Annotated in this window: 17 protein-coding genes and 1 riboswitch; of the genes, 9 read left to right on the top strand and 8 right to left on the bottom strand. The window is 38.7% G+C overall.

The genetic code is table 11. From position 1 onward, the window contains the following. Positions 1–102 precede the first annotated feature (102 nt). Complete coding sequence (locus HDE68_RS14280; protein ID WP_183882895.1) at positions 103–891, bottom strand: DUF2750 domain-containing protein; 789 nt, start codon at positions 889–891, stop codon at positions 103–105. Positions 892–1,078: 187 nt separating this feature from the next. Here HDE68_RS14280 and HDE68_RS14275 point away from each other — a divergent pair, with 187 nt between their 5' ends. Both HDE68_RS14275 and HDE68_RS14270 read left to right on the top strand, forming a co-directional pair. Next, positions 1,079–1,564, top strand: coding sequence for a DUF4112 domain-containing protein (locus HDE68_RS14275; protein ID WP_183882894.1), 486 nt, complete (start codon positions 1,079–1,081; stop codon positions 1,562–1,564). Between the two features lie 276 nt (positions 1,565–1,840). Then, complete coding sequence (locus tag HDE68_RS14270; RefSeq protein ID WP_183882893.1) at positions 1,841–2,461, top strand: dihydrofolate reductase family protein; 621 nt, start codon at positions 1,841–1,843, stop codon at positions 2,459–2,461. Between the two features lie 328 nt (positions 2,462–2,789). Here the strand turns inward: HDE68_RS14270 and HDE68_RS14265 are convergent, their stop codons facing one another. Next, positions 2,790–3,743: an MlaD family protein gene (locus tag HDE68_RS14265; protein ID WP_183882892.1), complete on the bottom strand. Its 954-nt coding sequence runs from the start codon at positions 3,741–3,743 to the stop codon at positions 2,790–2,792. Positions 3,744–3,758: 15 nt separating this feature from the next. After that, positions 3,759–4,601, bottom strand: a complete 843-nt coding sequence (locus HDE68_RS14260; protein ID WP_183882891.1) for an N-acetylmuramoyl-L-alanine amidase — start codon at positions 4,599–4,601, stop codon at positions 3,759–3,761. 376 nt (positions 4,602–4,977) lie between these two features. On the opposite strand from HDE68_RS14260, the gene HDE68_RS14255 reads away from it, so the two are divergent. From HDE68_RS14255 to HDE68_RS14245, 3 genes are read left to right on the top strand one after another with little or no spacing between them, the layout of a single operon-like run. Then, positions 4,978–7,740: a putative LPS assembly protein LptD gene (locus HDE68_RS14255; RefSeq protein WP_183882890.1), complete on the top strand. Its 2,763-nt coding sequence runs from the start codon at positions 4,978–4,980 to the stop codon at positions 7,738–7,740. Between the two features lie 9 nt (positions 7,741–7,749). Further along, a complete protein-coding gene (locus HDE68_RS14250) occupies positions 7,750–8,997 on the top strand; it encodes a competence/damage-inducible protein A (protein ID WP_183882889.1) in 1,248 nt (415 codons plus the stop codon). A gap of 58 nt (positions 8,998–9,055) precedes the next feature. Then, positions 9,056–10,423 (top strand): dihydrolipoamide acetyltransferase family protein, encoded by a 1,368-nt coding sequence (locus tag HDE68_RS14245; protein WP_183882888.1) that lies wholly within the window; start codon positions 9,056–9,058, stop codon positions 10,421–10,423. Positions 10,424–10,540: 117 nt separating this feature from the next. Here the strand turns inward: HDE68_RS14245 and HDE68_RS14240 are convergent, their stop codons facing one another. After that, positions 10,541–11,419: an HD domain-containing protein gene (locus HDE68_RS14240; RefSeq protein ID WP_183882887.1), complete on the bottom strand. Its 879-nt coding sequence runs from the start codon at positions 11,417–11,419 to the stop codon at positions 10,541–10,543. A gap of 175 nt (positions 11,420–11,594) precedes the next feature. Here HDE68_RS14240 and HDE68_RS14235 point away from each other — a divergent pair, with 175 nt between their 5' ends. After that, a complete protein-coding gene (locus HDE68_RS14235) occupies positions 11,595–11,993 on the top strand; it encodes a ribonuclease domain-containing protein (protein ID WP_183882886.1) in 399 nt (132 codons plus the stop codon). Positions 11,994–12,151: 158 nt separating this feature from the next. Next, positions 12,152–12,637 (top strand): RidA family protein, encoded by a 486-nt coding sequence (locus tag HDE68_RS14230; RefSeq protein ID WP_260171769.1) that lies wholly within the window; start codon positions 12,152–12,154, stop codon positions 12,635–12,637. 140 nt (positions 12,638–12,777) lie between these two features. Here HDE68_RS14230 and HDE68_RS14225 read toward each other — a convergent pair whose 3' ends face one another. The 4 genes from HDE68_RS14225 to HDE68_RS14210 form a co-directional block, all read right to left on the bottom strand. After that, positions 12,778–14,019, bottom strand: coding sequence for a homoserine dehydrogenase (locus HDE68_RS14225; RefSeq protein WP_183882885.1), 1,242 nt, complete (start codon positions 14,017–14,019; stop codon positions 12,778–12,780). Next, complete coding sequence (metX, locus tag HDE68_RS14220; protein ID WP_183882884.1) at positions 14,020–15,078, bottom strand: homoserine O-acetyltransferase family protein; 1,059 nt, start codon at positions 15,076–15,078, stop codon at positions 14,020–14,022. A gap of 29 nt (positions 15,079–15,107) precedes the next feature. Next, positions 15,108–16,418 (bottom strand): O-acetylhomoserine aminocarboxypropyltransferase/cysteine synthase family protein, encoded by a 1,311-nt coding sequence (locus HDE68_RS14215; RefSeq protein WP_183882883.1) that lies wholly within the window; start codon positions 16,416–16,418, stop codon positions 15,108–15,110. 217 nt (positions 16,419–16,635) lie between these two features. After that, positions 16,636–16,748, bottom strand: a riboswitch (SAM riboswitch). A gap of 165 nt (positions 16,749–16,913) precedes the next feature. Next, on the bottom strand, positions 16,914–18,020 hold the full coding sequence (locus HDE68_RS14210) for a trans-sulfuration enzyme family protein (protein WP_183882882.1): 1,107 nt from the start codon (positions 18,018–18,020) through the stop codon (positions 16,914–16,916). 63 nt (positions 18,021–18,083) lie between these two features. Between HDE68_RS14210 and HDE68_RS14205 the strand changes: the two genes are divergently transcribed. Beyond that, entirely contained in the window at positions 18,084–18,572 is a 489-nt protein-coding gene (locus HDE68_RS14205) for a lipocalin family protein (protein ID WP_183882881.1), read from the top strand. Between the two features lie 126 nt (positions 18,573–18,698). Next, a complete protein-coding gene (idi, locus tag HDE68_RS14200) occupies positions 18,699–19,214 on the top strand; it encodes an isopentenyl-diphosphate Delta-isomerase (RefSeq protein ID WP_183882880.1) in 516 nt (171 codons plus the stop codon). The last annotated feature ends 54 nt before the right edge of the window (positions 19,215–19,268 follow it).

Below are 19,268 nucleotides of genomic sequence, written 5' to 3'. Positions count from 1 at the left end.
AGGTTCATTCTATTTAGCAGGGCGCAGATAGCAGAGTTGCTATTTAAGATTAACTTTTTGGATTGTTAGGTTGTTGAAACTCTTGTTTGATTTTATAGATGATTATTTGTTGAATGTGAGGAAAGCATCATTGTTATTATAATAATTTAATGCTTCAACGAGCTCGCTGATGGATGCATTTTTCTTTTCATGTAAGGCGCTGCTTATTACATCCTGAAGGTTCTCACGTGAATAAACTTGGGAAAGCTTTTGCTCTAATACGGTTACTGGATAGATCTCTTCATCCAGATCATTTACTTGTATGGGCTGGTCTATGAATATATTCATCTCTGGAGTAATGAGGTGATCATTATCTTTCCCGTATACAGTGTAGTTGATATGCTGATCGTGCTTGTTGATGACAGCAGCAATGAGCTGTTCAATGGTCATGTGGCTTGAAAGTCTGAAATTTCCTTTGAAGATTTTGGTGATCTTTGTCTCAAGCTCTGTCAGGTTGCTGTGTTTTTTGAGGCTCAGAGGCTTGTTTTTGGCTTTTAATTCCGCAATAATTTCAAGGATGAGTTGCTGGGGATCGCTTTCCTTTCCAATGAGGTTTGCATCCCAGTTTGTTCCTGCTAAATGGTGATCATCAGACATGCCTGTTAACCAGTTCTCGAGAAATGAGGTCAGGGGGATTTGTGTTGGGGTATAGTCTTTCCATTCTTCTTTTGCCAGTTGCCTGGCATAGGCTTTATCTGACCAAAATGGAATAGTTATAGTATCTTCTTCAACATTTACTGGAGCAGACGCCCACCCATCTTTGGATTTAAGCCCCCAGACTATTTCAAATTCTACAATGCGCTCTATAAATTTCTTATGCTTGTAATTGGTTGTGAAAGTATCCTGCAACATCTGGTCTCTTGCTGTTTGTTATCAATATAAATGAATTACCCGTACTAAAAGATTGATTTAGTTTTTTATACCTAAGACTAATTTTTTATTTAATAATCATCACTCAGGTAAAGAGTTCAGGAATGGGCTAAAATAGGCTAAATATTTATAAGCTAAAACAATCAGCAACGAATTCCGTTAATCTAAAATGCCAGATAACTCACCCTATAGGATTGATTTTCCAAACAATTCACTTTTAAAGTGGATCTCCAGATTATCTTTTCTTATGGATGAACAGTTTCGCATTCCAGGAACAAAATATAGGTTTGGCTTAGATCCCTTGCTGAATCTTATTCCTTTTGCCGGTGATATAGCCGGATTCGCAGTTTCTGGTGGATTGGTACTGGCAATGGCCAGTAAAGGCTTAACCAGTAAGATTGTTGTTTTGATGTGTATCAATATTTTTCTTGATACGACCATAGGGGCAATTCCAGGGGTTGGACAGGCCTGGGATTTCTTCTTTAAGTCGAATACCCGCAATATGCGACTGCTCAATGAATATTATCAGGAAGGTAAACACCAGGGAAGCGGAAAGAATACAATTGTACTTGCCCTGATAATCCTTTTCCTGATCTTTGTAGTGCTTATCGGAATTTTATGGGCACTGGCAGCCTGGATGATTAGTTGGTTTTGATTTATTGACTCATTAATAAATTAAGCCTTAAGGTACTTTTAAACTCTGATCAGACCTTACTGAAACTGCTATGCCAGAGCTTCAAAGACATCGTCCGAAAATGAATGATGTCTATCCATAATTGAGGTATTGCTTTTTCTCAACTATATATTAAATTTGATGACCATATTCTTGAATGGGGCGTAAATGGTTGATTTATATCTGATTATGAGGGGTGATTACTGATAGTTAAAACAATGGACTAAAATTGAATTTTACAAATAATAAATTAAAATTATGAGCAAAATTATCTTTGACAGCGGAATATCACTTGATGGCTTTTTCGCAGGCGATAACAGAAGCCCAGGCAATCCTATGGGTAACAATGGACAGACAATTCATCATTGGATGTTTAAACAAAAAGCATTTTGGAAAAACATCAATATGGAAGGCGGTGAAGAATATGGTGCAGATAGTAAATTAATTGATGATGTATTTGCTAGAGCGGGGGCCTACATTATGGGAAAGCGTATGTTTGAAGAAGGGGAAGTCCATTGGCAAGAGGATTTATATAAAACGGATGTTTATGTACTCACCCACGAAAAACGTGAACCCTGGGTTCAAAAGGGGACGACAACTTTCTATTTTATCAATGACGGTATAGAAAGTGCATTAGAAAAAGCAAGAGTGTCAGCCAAAGGAAAGGACATCAGGATACAGGGTGGGGCAAATACTATTCAACAATTTCTCAATGCAGGACTGGTAGACGAATTTTTTATTCATATTGCACCCCTTTTTTTAGGGAATGGTATCCGGCTGTTTGACGGCATAGACAGCAATAAATATGATCTTCAAATCGTAGAAGTAATACCTTCAGACTTAACAACTCATTTAAGGTATAAGCTGACTAAAAAGTGAGAGGAATGACTATACAAAGTATTGCCATCTAAAATCCATTACTGCGACAATATCAGAATTGTTAATTTATTCGCCACACAATTTGTAATACCAGGGAAGTCAACCGGGGCAAGTGTAATCAAACAAATAATTCAAATGGCTTCGCCAAAAGGTTTCAACCAAGTCAAATCGCTTCGTCAAAAGGCATAAATAATAACTATCTTCTAATCGCACTAACAAAGCCCACCAACCCATTGAAGGAACTAAATAAAAAAAGGTGAGCTGGTTTTCTGATATCGTTCATAATTCATGAACGCAATCGGAAAACCAGCTCACCTTTTTTTATTTATTACTTATCTCTTTTAGAACCACCTCCGAATACGGAGAAGTGTACGTAACGTTTTGGATTAGCTTTCAGATCAATAATCAGGTTATCCAGGTTTTTAGAAGCATTGTTCAGGTTATCGTACATTTTAGTATCGTTAACCAGCAAACCTAAAGTTCCTTTACCATCGTTTACTTTACTTACGATTCCCTGTAAATCTGCAACAGCTTTATTTGCATTATCTATAGTTTGTTTGAAGTTTGCAGCAGCAACCTGATCTGTAATTTTATTAATATTGCTTAAAATAGCATTGATCTTCTCATTGTTATTTTTCAGGTTACCTGAGATAGATTCAGCATTCGCTAAAATAGCAGCGATTCTTTTACTCTCACTACCAACCAGTCCGTCTACTTTTTTAGAAGTACCTTCCAGTGAAGCCAGTGTACCAGCAATACTGTTGAAACTCTTGTTTACGTTTTTCTGGAAATCAGGGTTCAGAATTGAATTGACACTGGTCAGGATAGAATCCATTTTGCCAACAATCAACTCAGCCTTCTTTTGAACCGGCTGAACCGTTTCCATCAGGTTCTTCTCTACATTCGAATTTAAAGTATCACCATCCTGCGCATAATCCTTACCAGAACCTAAAGACATCACAATAGCTTTACTTCCTAATAAGTCAGTGCTTTCCAGTCTCGCAATACTTGATTTTGGAATGTCATATTTACCTTTGATTTTTAAAGTCGCCAGAATTGTACCGTTAGGCTGTAAAACAAGTTTGTCTACACGACCAATCTGAAAACCATTAATTAGTACAGGTTTAGATATAGCAAGTCCATCCACACGGGTGTATCTGGCATACAATAGTGTCTCGCTCGAAAATAGGGAGTTTCCTTTCAGAAAGTTATATCCAATAATTAATGCGGCGATAGAAAAGGCTGCTAATATGCCTACTTTGGTTTCGTTTGTTATTTTCACGTAGTTCTTTTTAACTTAATTTACTTCTGTTTCTTTCTTGTAGGTCTTTACAGCTTTGAAAATTGCATTCACAATCTCAGACTGTCCGCTTGCAGAATTTATATAATCTTCTTCAGCAGGGTTGGAGATAAATCCAATCTCTGTCAATACAGCAGGCTGGCCGCATCTTTGTAAGATTAAAATTCCCTGTTCTTTAACACCCCTGTTAAATCTTTTGTTGTCACGGGTATAATTGTTCTGTATTAACCGCGCTAACTTTAAACTTTTATCCCTGTATATATTTTTAAACAAAGATAGTATAATAAATGTTTCAGGATCCTTAGGATCATAACCATCATAATTTTTTTTATAATCCTTTTCCAGACTGATATCGGCATTTTCTCTGAGCGCCCCGTCCTGTTCATTCAGACGGTGACTACCTGCCACAAAGGTTTCAGCACCACTGGTCGTCTTATTCTTTACATAGCCATATTGAGGGGCCCTCTTTCCACGGCGTGTCGTATAACCTGTTACAACGCGTCTGTCTGGCATGGAGTTACAGTGAATAGAAATAAACAAATCGGCCTTTGCCGCAGTAGCAATCTCAGGTCTGCGGTACAGAGATACATCAATGTCGGTTTTTCTGGTGTAAACGATCTTCACTTCAGGCATTTCATCTTCAAATTTCCTGCCTAGTTTTAAAGCAACCTGCAAGGTTACATTTTTCTCTAAAGAATAACTTCCTGCTGCCCCTGGTTTATCACCACCATGTCCGGCATCTATAACAATAGTCTTTACTTTATATCCCTGAGATAAGGCAGCTTTTGAACCGATTAATAAAAAAATAGCGCATAAGAATACATTTCTCTTCAATCTCATTTAAATCTTTTTGTTTAATGACCAGGTATCTGTTTTAATTTATAAACTTAAACAGGCACAATTATCCGTTAATTATAGCTTATTTGCGCACAAAGATAGTATAATATAATTTTTAGTGCAGAATTGATGCCAGGTGTTTGAAAATGTTTGAGCAATGGTACCATTATCTGCGCTGATACTTAGCTTATATATAGCAGAATACAGGTCTGATTTTAATTATTTATATTGCCCAATATGCTGTCAATCTTGTGATTAAGGCATTGTTGGGAAATATTTTTATGCAAAATTGCATTTGCACCCGGCAATGCTATATTTTTCGCTAATTTTGGACGTTTTGGGTTAAAACACTTTGCATTTACTACATTCACACAAGAATTTGAAATTTTTACGAACTATCCTCTTACTGAATTTTATCCTTTTACTGGTATCAGCCGGTCACTCTGCTTTTGCCTTTGAGAATTTTTCTGCACGGCAGATATTACAGCAGGATACGACAAAAAAAAATACACCTAAAGTTAAAACAAATGCAGATCCTAAAGGATTGGTGAGATTACCGCAGGATACTGCGAAAAAAGATACAAGTAAAATTAAAATTGGTGGTGCCGGTGGCAAGAGTACTGTGATAAAACAGGGAGATGAGAAAATTGAATACTCAGCTGTGGATTCTACCAAATACAGTAAAGACAAAAGTATTATCTATTTATATGGAAAAGCAAGGGTTATTTATCAGTCATTTGAGCTGGACGCCGATTATATAACCTATAATTCTAAAACGAATACCGTTTTTGCAAGTGGCAGAAAAGACAGTAAAGGAAAGTACCTTGGTAAACCCATTTTTAAAATGGAGAAACAGGGATCATCTGTTGCCGATTCCCTCTTTTACAATACCAAATCCGGGAAAGGGACCGTTTTTAATACATTCACTGAACAGGAGGGAGGGTTTTTCTCTGGTGGACAAAGTAAAAGACAGCCAGATAATGAAATCCACGTGAAAGGGATGACTTATAGTACCTGTAACCTTCCGCACCCCCATTTCGGAATCTTTATTACTAAAGGTATTGTAACGGATAAACAGATTATTACTGGCCCTGTTTATCTTAAAATTGAAGATATCCCTTTGCCTTTAGGTTTGCCCTTCGCTTTTTTCCCAAAACCCAATAAAAGGAATTCGGGCGTAATCATACCAAGTTTTGGTGATGATTATACCAGGGGATTCAACTTAAGGGATGGAGGTTACTATATGAACCTGAATGATTACTGGGACGCAAAAATACTGGGAACTTATTTTACCAGGGGCTCTTATGGTCTGTCTGTAACCTCAAATTATGTGAAGCGCTATAAATACAACGGAAGTATCAAAATTGACTATGCAAATAACCGCTATGGTTTAGAAGGTACTCCGGCCTATGATCCAAGAAAGGATTATAGTATACAGTGGGTACACTCACAAAATGCCAATGCACATCCTGGAACGACTTTCGGAGCAAGTGTAAATATCAAAACAAGTGGCTATAATTTGAATACTGCGGCAGGTAACACTTATAATTTTAATCAGATCACGGAGAATGCATTATCATCCAGTATAAGTTATGGAAAAACGCTTGCTGACGGTAAAATTACTTTTTCGGCAGCAGCAAGGCATAATCAGAATACCAGGTCCAAAAGTGTTGATATTACCTTACCAGATATCGCATTAGGTGTGCAAACTTTTAGCCCTTTTGATTCTAAAAACAGATTGGGTGAACAAAAATGGTATCAAAAGATTACTGTAGGTTACTCTATGGTGGCTTCTAATTCTATTTCTACTTCGGACAGTATTCTCTTTACCAGGAAAGCACTGGACAGATTGAAGAATGGTTTCAGTCATACTATTCCTGTAAGTATAAACTTTACCGCACTCAAATATTTTACCTTTAATGCCGGAGGTACTTACCTGGAGAAATGGCAATTCCAGTCTGTAAGGCAGACTGCTATCAGGGGAATTGTACAGAACGGTATTGTTCAGCCCTATAAAACAGTTATTGATACGATTCAGGGATTTAATCGCTCTGGTGAGTATAGTGTCAATATGGGGGTGTCAACAAAGATTTACAATACACTGCAGTTTAAAAAAATGGGTAATCTAAAAGCCCTGCGTTTAGTGATGACACCGAATGCTAACTTTAGTTACCGCCCCGATTTTTCAGATCCTTCCAAAGGGAATTATAAAATTTTAAGGTATCAGGATGGTGCACCGGTCTATGATGATGTTTATAAGAGAGATAAACGTTATTCTATTCATGATGGAACATTGTACGGCGGCCCGGGAGAAGGCAGGAATGCCAGTATCAATTTTGGATTGGATAACACATTAGAGGCCAAAGTTTTTTCGAGGAAAGACACTACAGGCACAGGGATGAGGAAAGTTCCGATCATTCAGGGTTTGACATTTAATGGCACCTATAATTTCCTTGCTCCTTCATTTAAACTTTCTGATTTGAGTTTTAGCGGCCGTTCTCAGTTCACAGATAAATTTGGGATTACTTACGACGGTTCATTAACCCCTTATGCAACAAGGGATAGTACTAACAGAATCAATGGTAAGGATGTGTTGGTTGATAAAATACTTGTGGACAGATATATACTTCCAAGGTTAACCAGGTTTAGTCTTTCTTTTGGTTACAGTCTGAATGCTGAAGCCTTTAAAAAACGGAACGAAAGTCTGGATAAAACAAACAAAAAAGCACAACAGAATGGGATGACAGCAGAACAGGCGGAGCAATTGGCCCAGGTGAGCAGTGACCCTAATGCATTTGTCGACTTTAAAATTCCATGGAACTTTACTTTCTCTTATCGTTTTGACTATAGCAAGCAAAGAAATGGATTAAATCCAACCACAACCAGTGTAATCAATGGTAACGGGGACTTTAATGTGACCCCTAAATGGAAGGTGCAGTTCACTTCCGGATATGATATGAGTAATAAGACGCTGGCACCAACGTCTTTTGCGATCTACAGAGATTTGCATTGCTGGGATATGAGTATCAACTGGATTCCGCTGGGTCAATACAGAAGTTATAACCTGACGATCCGGGTAAAAGCATCCATACTACAGGATTTAAAACTGAGCAAACAACAAGCTTATTACACACGTTTTTAACGAATTTTTATGTTAGCTGAAATTATTACGATAGGCGATGAAATACTGATCGGCCAGATTGTAGATACGAATTCTGCATGGATGGCTAAACAATTAAATGCTTCTGGTATTAAGGTGAAGCAGATAACTTCTGTTTCGGATGATGCAGATCATATTATCGAAGCACTGGGGCAGGCAGAGAAAAGAGCTGATATTATTTTAATGACCGGTGGTTTAGGCCCTACTAAGGATGATATTACAAAATATACATTGGCTAAATATTTTAATATGGGGATGCGCCGCGACCCTGAAGTACTGGCTCATGTAGAGGAGATTTTCAGACGGTTTAACCGCCCGATGATCGAATCAAATAACAAACAGGCAGATGTTCCTGATGGCTGTACTGTGATTCAGAATAAAAATGGGACTGCACCATGCATGTGGTTTGAGCATAACGGGACAATTTTTGTTTCTATGCCGGGTGTCCCGTTTGAAATGATGTATCTGATGGATGATGAAATTATTCCAAGGCTTAAAGAGAAATTTGAATTGCCTTTTATATACCATAAAACTATACTTACGGCAAATCTTGGTGAATCCTTTTTAGCACAGCAGATTGAAGAAATTGAGGACAGTCTGCCACCTTCAATCAAGCTGGCCTATTTGCCAAAGCTTGGTCAGGTAAGACTGAGGTTAAGTACTTCGGGAGCTGATGAGGCAAAGTTAAAAGCAGATGTAGAAGTCTTTGTACAGCGGATTATTGCGAAGATCAAGCCTTATATAGTTGCAGAGGATGATATTGCCATTGAGAAGGCTATACTGAATATAATGGATGAAAAGGGATTAACCCTTTCTACAGCCGAAAGTTGTACTGGCGGCTATATTGCACAGCTGATTACTCAGCATGCAGGCTGCTCTTCTGTTTTTGCAGGCGGTGCGGTAGCTTATTCCTATGAACTTAAAGAATCTGTTTTGGGAGTTAAAGCAGAAACACTGGCAAAATACGGTGCAGTAAGTGAGCAAACGGTAAAAGAAATGGCTTCCGGTGCAATTATTAATTTTAAAACTGACTATAGTGTAGCGGTAAGCGGCATTGCCGGCCCGGATGGGGGAACGGTTGATAAACCAGTAGGAACTGTCTGGATAGCAGTAGCAAACAAGAATGGAGTGGTTGCTAAACTATTCAATTTCGGGAGCAAAAGAGCTCAGAATATAGAGCGTTCTGCTATAGCTGCATTAACAATGATTTTGAATCTGCTGAAAGAAGATAACAATTAACTGTAAAAAAGCCTTACTTTTGTCTCCGATAGGAAATACCAAATTTACTGTAAACTAAATGGCACAATACGAATTATTATTACCTAAAATGGGAGAAAGTGTTGCAGAAGCAACCGTCATCAAGTGGTTAAAACAACCTGGTGATATGATCAGTTTAGATGATACCCTCTTAGAAATCGCAACGGATAAAGTAGATTCAGAAGTTCCATCGCCGGTGGCTGGAAAACTGATTAAACAATTATATAAAGAAGATGAAGTGGTTCAGGTTGGGGCTGTTATAGCCTTGATCGAAACTGATGCTGTTGAAACAGAGCCTGCTCAAACCGAAGAGAAGCCAGTTGCTGCTGAGGTAGCTCCGGAAGCTGAGGTAGTGGCAAATATTCCGGGAACAGCACAGTTGAATGACGTACCTGTAAGTTCGGGTGTGACTACTGAATCTGATCGTTTTTATTCTCCTCTGGTTAAAAGTATAGCTGCTCAGGAGCAGATTAGTGTAACAGAGCTTGACCAGATCACTGGTAGCGGTGCGGATGGCCGTCTGACTAAGGATGACTTGCTCAACTATATCCAAAATGGCCGTAAAAGTAATGGAGCTGTTTTGGCTAACCGTATTCAGAGCCAGCCAGCTGCAGAAGCACCAGTAAATAATACACCAGCGCCAGCACCTGTTGCAGCTGCTAAATCAAGCAATGCTCAGACAGTAGTTAGCGTAAGTGGTGCTGATGAAATCATTGAAATGGACCGCATGGGTAAAATCATTGCTGACCACATGGTGATGAGTAAGCAAACATCTGCGCACGTAACCTCATTTGTGGAGGCTGATGTAACCAATATGGTATTATGGAGAGATAAGGTAAAGAAGAATTTCGAGAAAAGAGAGAACGAAAAGATCACCTTTACCCCAATCTTTATTGAGGCGGTAACCAAAGCTATCAAAGACTTCCCAATGATCAATGTTTCGGTTAATGGAACTAAAATCATTAAAAAGAAAGACATAAATATTGGTATGGCTGCGGCATTACCAAGCGGAAACCTGATTGTACCTGTCATTAAAAATGCAGATCAGCTGAACCTTGTTGGTTTGACTAAATCAGTAAATGATCTGGCTAACCGTGCGCGTGGCTCTAAGCTGAAACCAGACGAAACTCAGGGAGGTACTTTCACGCTGACCAATGTTGGATCTTTCGGTAATGTGATGGGAACGCCAATTATCAATCAGCCTCAGGTAGCGATACTTGCGGTAGGGGCGATTAAGAAAAAGCCAGCAGTTTTAGAAACAGAATATGGTGATGTTATTGCAATACGCCACATGATGTTCCTTTCCCTGTCTTATGACCACAGAGTTGTCAACGGGGCCCTGGGTGGTACTTTTGTACGCCGTGTGGCAGACTATCTGGAGAACTGGGATATTAACAGAGAAATCTAATTCGCAAAATAATAAGAATGCAAAAAAGCGGGTGTCTGTAGAAAATCAGATACCCGTTTTTTTATGCTCAGATCTGAGCCATTCATTGAGGTGCTTTTATAACTAAACCGTATAATATTATACTTCGCTCAACCTGAAATACTGGTTGTCAATATATAATTCAGGATCAATTTCTCTCTGTTTTAGCTTGAACTTAGCGGCATTATAACTATCAAAGCCATCCATTCTTTTTATGGCTTCAATGCCCGATTTCCCAAAAACACTGGCCTTAACCAGTGCTAATAAATAATTATCATCCTGTTCAAAATCCCTTTTTGAAATTACCTTTTCCGCTAGCAGGTATTTAAGTATATCAGTGAGTTTTTCATTGGCATAAAGATGCTCTTTCTTCGCAAAATACTCTTTATTCAGAACGCTGAACATCTCGCTGAACCATTGCGCGCCCTTAACAGAGGTCATCATGATTCTTCCGTTATGAATAACAAGTTCCGATACAATGCGATTGACTTCCTCCAGCTTAATGAAACCGGCATAGAATAAATCCCTCAGGGTATAATCAAGTCTGTCTGCGCAAAGATTTGGAAGAGCCTGTTCCAGAATATTAAAATCCTGTTCCAGCAGATCTTCCAATTGGTATCCATATTTCTCTAATATACCAGGGATTTCGGATTCGATTAATATCCTTTGATAAATTTCTTCGTGATAATCTTCTCCCTGCTGTTCAAAGACATAGTCAATCACATGAGAAAAGGCAGTGTGTGAAACATCATGCAATAAACCTGCTGCCTGCTCAATTTCTGTGCCCCCTAAAAACTTAATCAGCAGCATAACCCCAACAGAATGGTCATATCTGGTTAAGGTTAACTTTGGGTTAACCAGAAATATTCCGCCCCCCTGATGAATTCCTTTGAGTCTTTCTACGGGCTTGCTATTGATCAGCTCTTCAAGCAGTGCCGAAACACTAAAACTACCATACAAATTATCTTCTATTATCATAGTCTGATACAAATATTGATCTTCACTTTATTTCGGGCAATTTACAGAATAAAGAATTCCTGCCTACAATGTTTTTTTACTATAAACAATTCATTAAGTTTTGCCGAACCTATAAATAAATGACTTAAATCACTGATATTTAAGTTATCTATTAATAATCATTAAAAAAAAACCTATGAAACACATTAAAATCCTGTTAGCCCTGCTAACCTTTGGTATTCTATTTTCATCCTTCACAAAGGATAGTAGTATTCCGGCATTTGTAAATACCGTACAAGGCACAACAGTAAGTGTAACGAGTAATGCTGCAAAAAAATCCTTTGCTGTTGTTCCTCAAAAAGCCTACACTGTAGCTGATTACGTTGCTAAAAACGGAAGAGCCCCTCAGGGATATGTAGGAGGGACGGTATTCCAAAACCGTGAAGGTCTGTTGCCACAAGGGACAGCTTACAAAGAATATGATGTAAACCCAAAAGTAAACGGTCAGAACAGAGGAGCAGAGCGTATTGTATTAGGAAGTGACGGGAGCCGTTACTACACCGGAGATCACTACGCAACCTTCACTAAATTCTAAACGAAGCGCATAGCATAAAAAAAGCCTGATCATCATGATCAGGCTTTTTTTATGCTCCGGATGCTAAGAAGATTATTTCCCTAACCGTGACATTAATCACTTATTAATCGTGCGGTTTGTCAACACTCATTTCCGGGGGTTATCTGCAATTTTGCTAAATGAAAAAAGCAATCATTAAAAAATCGGCAAAACTACTCACCTTAATACTTCTAATCATTGCGCCTGTATTAGCACAGGCCCAAAAAACTGTTCAAATGGAAAAGAGATCCATTAATCCATGGCAATGGCAGGATGAACGCAGTTATGTGCAGGCTGTTGAAGTGAAAAATGTGCAAAGCACCTTATATATATCGGGTCAGACAGCGATAAGTGCTGAAGGAATATCAAGTAACGAAGATATGGGATCTCAATTGACCAAAGCCCTGCAGAATCTGGAAATGGTTATCAGCAAAGCGGGATATGAACCTAAAGGTATCGTCCGCTTAAACATCTATACTACCTCAACAGCAGAACTCTGGCCTCATTTTGGTATTCTGCAAGCCTGGATAGCTAAACATGGTATTAAGCAAGCCACTACTTTACTAGAAGTAAAAAGTCTTTTTGAAACTTTAAAAGTTGAACTGGAAGCTACGGTTGTGAAATAACCAATTAAAAAAGGAGAAGCTGGTCGTTATCAGTTTCTCCTTAAGTTTTATCGTCAGGTATTATTGTTTTCTCCTTCCGGTCCCTAACCTCCCTGCATGTACGAAGAAACGGTTAGAGGAAGAAAAAAGCCCGGGGGATTCTAGTTGAACAGAACCTCTTCTCCGGCTATTACTTCTATCTGTTTATCCGTATAAGTAAATCTTCCTGTATGTGCTACAAAAACATCCTTATGAACCAGCAGATCCTTATTCGCTAATAGTGATTTCAAGCTTACACTACCAATCACATATTTAAAATCATTTCTTGAGAACCTTTCAACGATATTCTCAATTTTCAATTTCTCTACCGTATACTCATGCGTATATCTCAAATAAATCTCAATGTTTACGTTATCAGTATGGATCAGGCCATTTTTCTGATGGTACTTTTTATACTCATATCTGTATCCATATCTTAGCGCTGCAATATCAGACAATACTGCTGCACCGGTAGGATGGCCGCCGGCACCTTTTCCAAAGAAAAACTGTTTATCGGCAAAAGCAGCCTGTACAGTAACACCATTGTACTCATTTTCTACATTATACAAGAAATCATCAGACTTCACAAATTTAGGAAGCACATAAGTCACCACCTGTTTCGTACTTATTTTGCGTGCTGTAGGTACCAGTTTAATTTTATAATTCTTTTCCCTTGCATATTGAATATCCTGTTCAGATAAATTCTGAATACCAACATTCAAAATCTTATCAGGGTCAATAAACAAGCCATAAGCATGTGCAGTAGCAATGGCCAGTTTAAACTTAGGATCATAACCGCCAACATCCATAATTGGATCAGTTTCTGCAAAACCAAGTTCCTGAGCCTGTTTCAATGCCACATCATAAGGCATGTTCTCATTAAAAATCTTAGATAGAATATAATTAGACGAACCATTGAAAATACCACTTATTCCATGCAACAGCTCATTGTCATAATACTCCTCCAAATTCCTGATGATAGGGATACTACCGCATACTGCACCCTCATAAAGCAGAGAAGCGCCATAAGCAGCCTGTAGTTCTACCAGTTCTTCCAGGTGATTGGCAATCATCTTTTTATTAGCCGAAACTACATGTTTTCCGTTGATTAAAGCTTTCTTTGCAATAGCAAAAGCCGCATCTGCATCATCTATTAACTCTACAATTGTATTAATCTCAGGATTATCCAGAATTTCATCATGATTTGTGGTGAAAAGTCCGGCATCAAGACTACGTTTTTTATCAGGATTTTTAATCGCTATTTTTATAATTTCCAGGTTAAGATCCTGGCCACGGATAATGTCGTGTAGTCCCTGTCCCACAACTCCAAAACCGAATATTCCAATTTTAAGTTTCTTGCTCATTTATGCTGTTTTATGCAGTTTAACAATTTTTTTATTTACACTTTCCTTTAGAAAGCTGCCTATTATATTCGTAAGTATATCTGTTTCAATTAAGAACCCATCATGGCCATAAGCCGAACTGATGCTGTGAAATTCAGCGTTCGGGATATGTTTTCCTAAAAACGCCTGTTCTGATATAGGGAAAAGGAAATCATTCTCTATTCCGATCACCAGCGTATTGGATTTGATAGATTTTAGCGCATCAACAATGCTTTTTCTGCCTCTGCCCACATTGTGGCTATCCATTGCTTTAGTTAAATACCAGTAGCTATAGGCATTATATCTTTTGCATAGCTTTTCTCCCTGGTAACTCTGGTAAGAAGAAGCGCGGAAACCATCAGTTTTATCATTTACACTTTCCAGTTGCGTGGCACCATAAGCCTCATAAGTACGGTAGGAAAGTAAGGCTATACTTCTGGCTGCTTTTAAGCCCTTCATACCACCATCAGGCTGCTGCCCGTAAAAACTTCTGTCGGCAGTAATAGCCAGACGCTGACTTTCATTAAAAGCAATTCCCCATGGAGAATGAGATGCATTGGTTGCTATCAGGATGAGGTTTTCAATTTTGCTTCCCTCAATAATAGCCCATTCAGAAGCCTGCTGGCCACCTAAAGAACCACCAATAAGGACTTTAATTTTCTGGATACCCAGATGTTCAGCCAGAATCTGATGTCCCTGAACTAAATCTCTAATCGTGAATTCAGGAAAAGAAAGATAATAAGGGTTTCCTGTGACCGGGTTAGTACTCAACGGGTTTGTACTTCCATAATGAGAACCAATAATCGTCGCGCAGATAATAAAATGATCTTGTGGATTGAACAGATTTTTTTCTCCGAACAAGCCCTTCCACCAATCTAATACATCTGCATTTGCGGTTAAAGCATGACATACCCAGATTACATTATCCTTATTGGTATTTAGCTTTCCAAAAGTCTGATAGCTAATTTGTAACCCACGCAATTTCTTTCCGTTTTCCAGTTGAAATTGCTTTGGGTGGTTATATATATGTGTTGATGACATTTTGTTTTGTAGTGTTTCTATGCTTAAAGCTATTTTGCAGCTGACAATTTCTCAAATGCCTGTTCAAAATCTGCTTTAATATCGTCTATGTGTTCAATTCCTACCGACACTCTTAATAATTGCGGAGTGATTCCTGCTGCTGCCTGTTCCTGGTCACTTAACTGCTGATGTGTAGTAGCTGAAGGTTGTATGATTAATGTCTTTGCATCACCTACATTGGCAAGGTGGCTTACCAGCTTAAGCTCATTAACAAACTGAACTGCCTGTTCTTTACCGCCATGCAGTTCAAAGGAAAGTACAGCACCAAATCCGTTTTTAAGGTATTTCTTCGCATTCTGGTGATAAGGACTGCTTTCCAAACCAGGATAGAAAACCTTTTTTACTGATTCATGATTTTCCAGCCAGGTAGCCAGGGCAAGGGTATTGTCTACATGTCTTTGTACACGTAACGATAAAGTTTCCAGTCCCTGGATTAATAAGAAAGAGTTGAAAGGGGAGATGGCAGGGCCGAAGTCTCTTAATCCTTCTACTCTGGCGCGGATAATGAACTGAATATTTCCAAAATCACTGCCAATACCGAATACATCATTAAAGACAAGGCCGTGATAACCTTCAGAAGGCTCAGTGAACTGTTTAAACTTACCATTTCCCCAATTGTAATTTCCGCCGTCGATGATTACTCCGCCAATGCTTGTCCCATGTCCGCCGATCCATTTAGTAGCAGATTGTACTACGATATGCGCACCATGTTCAAGAGGTCTGAATAAATAGCCGGCTGCACCGAATGTATTGTCTACAATTAAGGGTAAATCATATTTTTGAGCAATTAAAGAGAGTTTCTCAAAATCAGGAATACTGAATGATGGGTTGCCTATACTTTCCAGGTAGATTGCTTTAGTGTTTTTATCTATTTTGGCTTCAAAGTCTTGTGTGTCATCGCTTTCAGTGAATCTTACTTCTATGCCTAAGCGTTTAAAAGCAACTTTAAACTGATTGTAACTGCCTCCATAAAGGTGAGGAGAAGAAACAAAGTTATCACCTGCTTCCAGTATATTATTTAATGCGATAAATTGAGCGGCCTGTCCTGAAGCAACTGCTAAAGCTGCAACACCACCTTCCAATGCAGCTACACGTTTTTCGAAAACGTCAGTTGTTGGGTTCATCAGGCGGGTATAAATATTACCGAATTCTTTCAGTGCAAATAAATTGGCGCCATGTTCGGCACTTTTAAATCCATAAGAAGTAGTTTGATAAATAGGTACTGCTCTTGAACCGGTTGTCGGGTCAATTTCCTGACCTGCATGGAGTTGTAATGTTTCGAATCTATAGTTTGCTGACATGATTGCGCTTATTTAAAATGATGAATAGAATTTTAGAGTATAAGGGATTGCATACCTCTGAAAAGAGGCCTTCCGGTTGAAATAATAAAATTTTACGTGGAAGATTGTTGTTAGCCGATGCAACAACACATACATGCAACAATTTGCAGATGCTTAATCGTGTAAGAAACAGGTTCGCCTGATTGCGTTGATTGGTGGTTTGTTTTCATTTTGTCTTAATTTATCTTTCCAGAAAGCACTATGCTAACTGGTCAGGAATTGGCACCTTCTCCATTTGGGAGGGTTGCCAGTGGGTCACAGAGCCTGTCTCTCGCCACTTCTTTATAAATCAAACCCAGGTTAAGGGTTGACTTGAATAGCTTTCGCTATATGATTACAAATGTAGAGTTTTTGTCGGTATATCCAAAATAATATTCTGAAAAATAATTAACTTTCTGTTTTTAAGTTGTTTAAACTCAATATTGTTGTCTATTTTAATAGTCTGTAACGCTGTTTTTAGACTAATGCCTGCTCTAAATCGGCAATCAGATCGTCAATGTGTTCTAGTCCAACAGATATCCGAATTAAATTCTGTGGTGTTTTAGTGTCCGGACCTTCTACCGAAGCGCGGTGTTCGATTAAACTTTCTACACCACCAAGGCTCGTTGCCTGTGCAAATAGCTTTACTTTATTGACTATTTTTTTGGCGTCACCTTTGACTAATATAGACATCATACCTGAAAAACCACTCATTTGTTGTTTTGCAATTTCATACTGAGGGTGAGAAGGCAGGCCGGGATAAAATACAGCTTCTACCTTTGGGTGTGCAGACAGGTGTTTGGCGAGAGCCATACCATTTTCTGCGTGTCCGCGCATTCTGTAAGCTAGTGTTTTAATACTTCTGAGTAGCAGAAAACAATCAAAAGGAGAGGGGACAGCACCACCTATCTGCTGAATATTCCTGATTTTATCCCATAGCCCATTTTTAGCAGCGGTGACTAAGATACCCCCAAGCACATCGCTGTGTCCGCCAATATATTTCGTAGAAGAATGCATGACGATATCTGCACCCTGCAGGATTGGGTTCTGGAAACATGGGGAGGCAAAAGTACTATCGCAGGCAAAGATTAAGCGGTGTTTTTTAGTGAGTCCGGCAATAGCAGACAGACTGGTAACTTTCAATAAAGGATTAGAAGGTGTTTCTACCCAGATCATCACTGTATTACTTTTGATATGCTTCTCTATTTCACTAATCTCCGTGAGATCGATAAAATCAATGCTTAATATCCCTTCAAAGATAGATTGCAATTGTTTTTTGAATCCCCAATACATGTCATCAGGGGCAATAATATGGCTGCCGGGAGGCAAGGCCTGAAAAACAGTCATTCCTGCTGCATTTCCAGAAGAAAAAGCACAGGCATCTGCACCTTTTTCCAGATCGGTCATTACTTTTTCCAGTGCAGAACGGTTGGGGTTGCTGACACGGCTATACATGTGTCCGCCAGGATAGCCGCCATCTTCATCTCTGAAAAATGTAGTTGAAAGACTAATTGGCAGGGTTACATCACCTGTGGTACTGTGGGTTAAGTTTCCGGCATGTATAGCAATCGTTTCGGTGTGCATAAAATTTTCTTTTTAGTGTTTTTTTGGCAGGATTTATGTAAGCTGTTTTCGAAAATACAAGATATGAAAAGAATATTAGTTATAGCAGCCATTTTATGTAGTTCATTGATGGTTTTACAAGGTTGCTCACCTAAAGGTGGTGCAGCTGCGAGTTTAAAAAGAGGAAATGTGTCTGGAAACTGGGTGTTAAATGATATTTCATTTGATGGTGTACCGGCAATGAATGTAAAATCTCTTTTTAATGAGGCTTCTTACAAATGTTTTATCGGTAGTACATGGAGATTAACAAACAGTGGAAACGGTTCATATATGCTTCCGGGAACAGCTGATTGTCCTACAAAAACACAAAGTATTTTCTGGTCAGTGAGTACAGCGGATCAAACTTTTCAATTCAAGAAATTGTATGAAGGCGATAAAGCTAAGAATGTGACTGAAGGTTACAGACTGATCCTTTCACAGGCAACAGGAGATAACCTGGTCTTAAAGTCACCTGTGGATTATGGTAAAAATCCAGCTTATATTATATTGAACTTCACAAAAGCGATGAAATAAGAATTTACATCAAACAAAACAAACACCAGCTGAGCTGCCTCTTATCTTAAGGGGCAGCTTTTTTTATGCTGCAAAACCAATCTCCGGCTTGTTTTAATTTTTATCTTTGTTATAAAAATGGATATAATGATAGAATACGTGTCACTGGTTGATGAAAAGGATAATGAGACAGGCATTATGGAGAAACTGGCTGCACATGAGCAGGGCCTGCTTCACCGGGCAATTTCTGTCTTTATTTTTAATGATAAAAATGAACTGCTGCTGCAAAGACGTGCAGCTGGAAAATATCATTCCCCTTTATTATGGACCAATACCTGTTGTTCACATCCCCGGCCAGCAGAGGTACTGATTGATTCGGCACACCGGAGGTTAAAAGAAGAGATGAATATGAACTGTGAACTGTCACATCAGTTTAGCTTTATCTATAAAGCGGAGTTTGAGAATGGGTTGACAGAACATGAACTCGATCATGTTTTTTTTGGTACAACCAACCAGGTTCCTGAACCTGATCCCGAAGAAGTCGCTGAATGGGAGTATTTAAGTCTGGATACTATTGAAAAAGATGTCGCTTCACTGCCTGAAAAATATACTGCCTGGTTCAAATTAATCTTACCTGAAATCAAGAGGCTTATCACCCAATAAATGAGTGTTAAACTGCGCAGCTAAATACCCCCGTTACTTAGCTTTTACATAAAA

The organism is Pedobacter cryoconitis, from assembly GCF_014200605.1.
Taxonomy (GTDB): Bacteria; Bacteroidota; Bacteroidia; order Sphingobacteriales; family Sphingobacteriaceae; genus Pedobacter; species Pedobacter cryoconitis_B.
Note: the sequence above shows the minus strand (reverse complement) of the source record. Positions and strands in the feature narration are given on the sequence as shown.